Source organism: Streptococcus sp. HMSC066F01, from assembly GCF_001837335.1.
Classification (GTDB): domain Bacteria; phylum Bacillota; class Bacilli; order Lactobacillales; family Streptococcaceae; genus Streptococcus; species Streptococcus oralis_S.
Genome location: NZ_KV832092.1, coordinates 1 through 4935, shown reverse-complemented (window position 1 = coordinate 4935; position 4935 = coordinate 1). Strand labels below are relative to the sequence as shown.

Here is a 4935-nt window from a genome sequence, read left to right as displayed (position 1 = left end):
AAAAAACAATAAATCTGTCAGTGACAGAAATGAGTGAGAACTCAAACTTTTAATGAGAGTTTGATCCTGGCTCAGGACGAACGCTGGCGGCGTGCCTAATACATGCAAGTAGAACGCTGAAGGAGGAGCTTGCTTCTCTGGATGAGTTGCGAACGGGTGAGTAACGCGTAGGTAACCTGCCTGGTAGCGGGGGATAACTATTGGAAACGATAGCTAATACCGCATAATAGTAGATGTTGCATGACATTTGCTTAAAAGGTGCAATTGCATCACTACCAGATGGACCTGCGTTGTATTAGCTAGTTGGTGAGGTAACGGCTCACCAAGGCAACGATACATAGCCGACCTGAGAGGGTGATCGGCCACACTGGGACTGAGACACGGCCCAGACTCCTACGGGAGGCAGCAGTAGGGAATCTTCGGCAATGGACGGAAGTCTGACCGAGCAACGCCGCGTGAGTGAAGAAGGTTTTCGGATCGTAAAGCTCTGTTGTAAGAGAAGAACGAGTGTGAGAGTGGAAAGTTCACACTGTGACGGTATCTTACCAGAAAGGGACGGCTAACTACGTGCCAGCAGCCGCGGTAATACGTAGGTCCCGAGCGTTGTCCGGATTTATTGGGCGTAAAGCGAGCGCAGGCGGTTAGATAAGTCTGAAGTTAAAGGCTGTGGCTTAACCATAGTACGCTTTGGAAACTGTTTAACTTGAGTGCAAGAGGGGAGAGTGGAATTCCATGTGTAGCGGTGAAATGCGTAGATATATGGAGGAACACCGGTGGCGAAAGCGGCTCTCTGGCTTGTAACTGACGCTGAGGCTCGAAAGCGTGGGGAGCAAACAGGATTAGATACCCTGGTAGTCCACGCCGTAAACGATGAGTGCTAGGTGTTAGACCCTTTCCGGGGTTTAGTGCCGCAGCTAACGCATTAAGCACTCCGCCTGGGGAGTACGACCGCAAGGTTGAAACTCAAAGGAATTGACGGGGGCCCGCACAAGCGGTGGAGCATGTGGTTTAATTCGAAGCAACGCGAAGAACCTTACCAGGTCTTGACATCCCTCTGACCGCTCTAGAGATAGAGTTTTCCTTCGGGACAGAGGTGACAGGTGGTGCATGGTTGTCGTCAGCTCGTGTCGTGAGATGTTGGGTTAAGTCCCGCAACGAGCGCAACCCCTATTGTTAGTTGCCATCATTCAGTTGGGCACTCTAGCGAGACTGCCGGTAATAAACCGGAGGAAGGTGGGGATGACGTCAAATCATCATGCCCCTTATGACCTGGGCTACACACGTGCTACAATGGCTGGTACAACGAGTCGCAAGCCGGTGACGGCAAGCTAATCTCTTAAAGCCAGTCTCAGTTCGGATTGTAGGCTGCAACTCGCCTACATGAAGTCGGAATCGCTAGTAATCGCGGATCAGCACGCCGCGGTGAATACGTTCCCGGGCCTTGTACACACCGCCCGTCACACCACGAGAGTTTGTAACACCCGAAGTCGGTGAGGTAACCATTTGGAGCCAGCCGCCTAAGGTGGGATAGATGATTGGGGTGAAGTCGTAACAAGGTAGCCGTATCGGAAGGTGCGGCTGGATCACCTCCTTTCTAAGGATAAGGAACTGCACATTGGTCTTGTTTAGTCTTGAGAGGTCTTGTGGGGCCTTAGCTCAGCTGGGAGAGCGCCTGCTTTGCACGCAGGAGGTCAGCGGTTCGATCCCGCTAGGCTCCATTGGTGAGAGATCACCAAGTAATGCACATTGAAAATTGAATATCTATATCAAATAGTAACAAGAAAATAAACCGAAACGCTGTAGTATTAAAAGAGTTTATGACTGAAAGGTCAGAAAATAAGGTTAAGTTAATAAGGGCGCACGGTGGATGCCTTGGCACTAGGAGCCGAAGAAGGACGTGACAAACGACGATATGCCTTGGGTAGCTGTAAGTAAGCGATGATCCAGGGATTTCCGAATGGGGGAACCCAACAGGTACTACCTGTTACCCGCATCTGTTAAGGATGTGAGGAGGAAGACGCAGTGAACTGAAACATCTAAGTAGCTGCAGGAAGAGAAAGCAAAAGCGATTGCCTTAGTAGCGGCGAGCGAAACGGCAGGAGGGCAAACCGAAGAGTTTACTCTTCGGGGTTGTAGGACTGCAATGTGGACTCAAAGATTATAGAAGAATGATTTGGGAAGATCAGCCAAAGAGAGTAACAGCCTCGTATTTAAAATAGTCTTTGTACCTAGCAGTATCCTGAGTACGGCGGGACACGTGAAATCCCGTCGGAATCTGGGAGGACCATCTCCCAACCCTAAATACTCCCTAGTGACCGATAGTGAACCAGTACCGTGAGGGAAAGGTGAAAAGCACCCCGGGAGGGGAGTGAAATAGAACCTGAAACCGTGTGCCTACAACAAGTTCGAGCCCGTTAATGGGTGAGAGCGTGCCTTTTGTAGAATGAACCGGCGAGTTACGATATGATGCGAGGTTAAGTTGAAGAGACGGAGCCGCAGGGAAACCGAGTCTGAATAGGGCGAATTAGTATCATGTCGTAGACCCGAAACCATGTGACCTACCCATGAGCAGGTTGAAGGTGCGGTAAGACGCACTGGAGGACCGAACCAGGGCACGTTGAAAAGTGCTTGGATGACTTGTGGGTAGCGGAGAAATTCCAAACGAACTTGGAGATAGCTGGTTCTCTCCGAAATAGCTTTAGGGCTAGCGTCGACATAAAGATTCTTGGAGGTAGAGCACTGTTTGGGTGAGGGGTCCATCCCGGATTACCAATCTCAGATAAACTCCGAATGCCAATGAATTATGGTCGGCAGTCAGACTGCGAGTGCTAAGATCCGTAGTCGAAAGGGAAACAGCCCAGACCACCAGCTAAGGTCCCAAAATAATTGTTAAGTGGAAAAGGATGTGGGGTTGCACAGACAACTAGGATGTTAGCTTAGAAGCAGCTATTCATTCAAAGAGTGCGTAATAGCTCACTAGTCGAGTGACCCTGCGCCGAAAATGTACCGGGGCTAAAACAATTTACCGAAGCTGTGGATACCTTTATAGGTATGGTAGGAGAGCGTTCTATGTGTGAAGAAGGTATACCGTGAGGAGTGCTGGAACGCATAGAAGTGAGAATGCCGGTATGAGTAGCGAAAGACAGGTGAGAATCCTGTCCACCGTAAGACTAAGGTTTCCAGGGGAAGGCTCGTCCGCCCTGGGTTAGTCGGGACCTAAGGAGAGACCGAAAGGTGTATCCGATGGACAACAGGTTGATATTCCTGTACTAGAGTATGTAGTGATGGAGGGACGCAGTAGGCTAACTAAAGCAGACGAATGGAAGTGTCTGTCTAAGCAGTGAGGTGTGATATGAGTCAAATGCTTATATCTATAACATTGAGCTGTGATGGGGAGCGAAGTTTAGTAGCGAAGTTAGTGACGTCACACTGCCAAGAAAAGCTTCTAGCGTTTAAACATACTCTACCCGTACCGCAAACCGACACAGGTAGTCGAGGCGAGTAGCCTCAGGTGAGCGAGAGAACTCTCGTTAAGGAACTCGGCAAAATGACCCCGTAACTTCGGGAGAAGGGGTGCTGACTTTAAGTCAGCCGCAGTGAATAGGCCCAAGCAACTGTTTATCAAAAACACAGCTCTCTGCTAAATCGTAAGATGATGTATAGGGGGTGACGCCTGCCCGGTGCTGGAAGGTTAAGAGGAGTGCTTAGGAGTAATCCGAAGGTATGAATTGAAGCCCCAGTAAACGGCGGCCGTAACTATAACGGTCCTAAGGTAGCGAAATTCCTTGTCGGGTAAGTTCCGACCCGCACGAAAGGCGTAATGATTTGGGCACTGTCTCAACGAGAGACTCGGTGAAATTTTAGTACCTGTGAAGATGCAGGTTACCCGCGACAGGACGGAAAGACCCCATGGAGCTTTACTGCAGTTTGATATTGAGTGTCTGTACCACATGTACAGGATAGGTAGGAGTCTAAGAGATCGGGACGCCAGTTTCGAAGGAGACGTTGTTGGGATACTACCCTTGTGTTATGGCCACTCTAACCCGGATAGGTTATCCCTATCGGAGACAGTGTCTGACGGGCAGTTTGACTGGGGCGGTCGCCTCCTAAAAGGTAACGGAGGCGCCCAAAGGTTCCCTCAGAATGGTTGGAAATCATTCGCAGAGTGTAAAGGTATAAGGGAGCTTGACTGCGAGAGCTACAACTCGAGCAGGGACGAAAGTCGGGCTTAGTGATCCGGTGGTTCCGTATGGAAGGGCCATCGCTCAACGGATAAAAGCTACCCTGGGGATAACAGGCTTATCTCCCCCAAGAGTTCACATCGACGGGGAGGTTTGGCACCTCGATGTCGGCTCGTCGCATCCTGGGGCTGTAGTCGGTCCCAAGGGTTGGGCTGTTCGCCCATTAAAGCGGCACGCGAGCTGGGTTCAGAACGTCGTGAGACAGTTCGGTCCCTATCCGTCGCGGGCGTAGGAAATTTGAGAGGATCTGCTCCTAGTACGAGAGGACCAGAGTGGACTTACCGCTGGTGTACCAGTTGTCTTGCCAAAGGCATCGCTGGGTAGCTATGTAGGGAAGGGATAAACGCTGAAAGCATCTAAGTGTGAAACCCACCTCAAGATGAGATTTCCCATGATTTTATATCAGTAAGAGCCCTGAGAGATGATCAGGTAGATAGGTTAGAAGTGGAAGTGTGGCGACACATGTAGCGGACTAATACTAATAGCTCGAGGACTTATCCAAAGTAACTGAGAATACGAAGTGTGAGGTTTTCTTGGTATTTGATAGATATTCAATTTTGAGTAGGTATTACTCAGAGTTAAGTGACGATAGCCTAGGAGATACACCTGTACCCATGCCGAACACAGCAGTTAAGCCCTAGAACGCCGGAAGTAGTTGGGGGTTGCCCCCTGTGAGATATGGAAGTCGCTTAGC

General features: G+C 50.0%; 1 tRNA gene and 3 rRNA genes. All 4 read left to right on the top strand.

The window, feature by feature from the left end:
* Nucleotides 1-48 precede the first annotated feature (48 nt).
* The 4 genes from HMPREF2655_RS02985 to rrf all read left to right on the top strand — a co-directional run bounded on the left by HMPREF2655_RS02985 (nucleotide 49) and on the right by rrf (nucleotide 4935).
* Nucleotides 49-1594 (top strand): 16S ribosomal RNA (locus tag HMPREF2655_RS02985).
* A 51-nt stretch (nucleotides 1595-1645) separates the two neighbouring features.
* Nucleotides 1646-1718: transfer RNA gene (locus tag HMPREF2655_RS02980), tRNA-Ala, on the top strand.
* Nucleotides 1719-1840: 122 nt separating this feature from the next.
* Nucleotides 1841-4743: ribosomal RNA gene (locus HMPREF2655_RS02975) — 23S ribosomal RNA — on the top strand.
* A gap of 76 nt (nucleotides 4744-4819) precedes the next feature.
* Nucleotides 4820-4935, top strand: a 5S ribosomal RNA gene (rrf, locus tag HMPREF2655_RS02970).
* Together the 16S, 23S and 5S rRNA genes with 1 tRNA gene alongside form the textbook arrangement of a ribosomal RNA operon.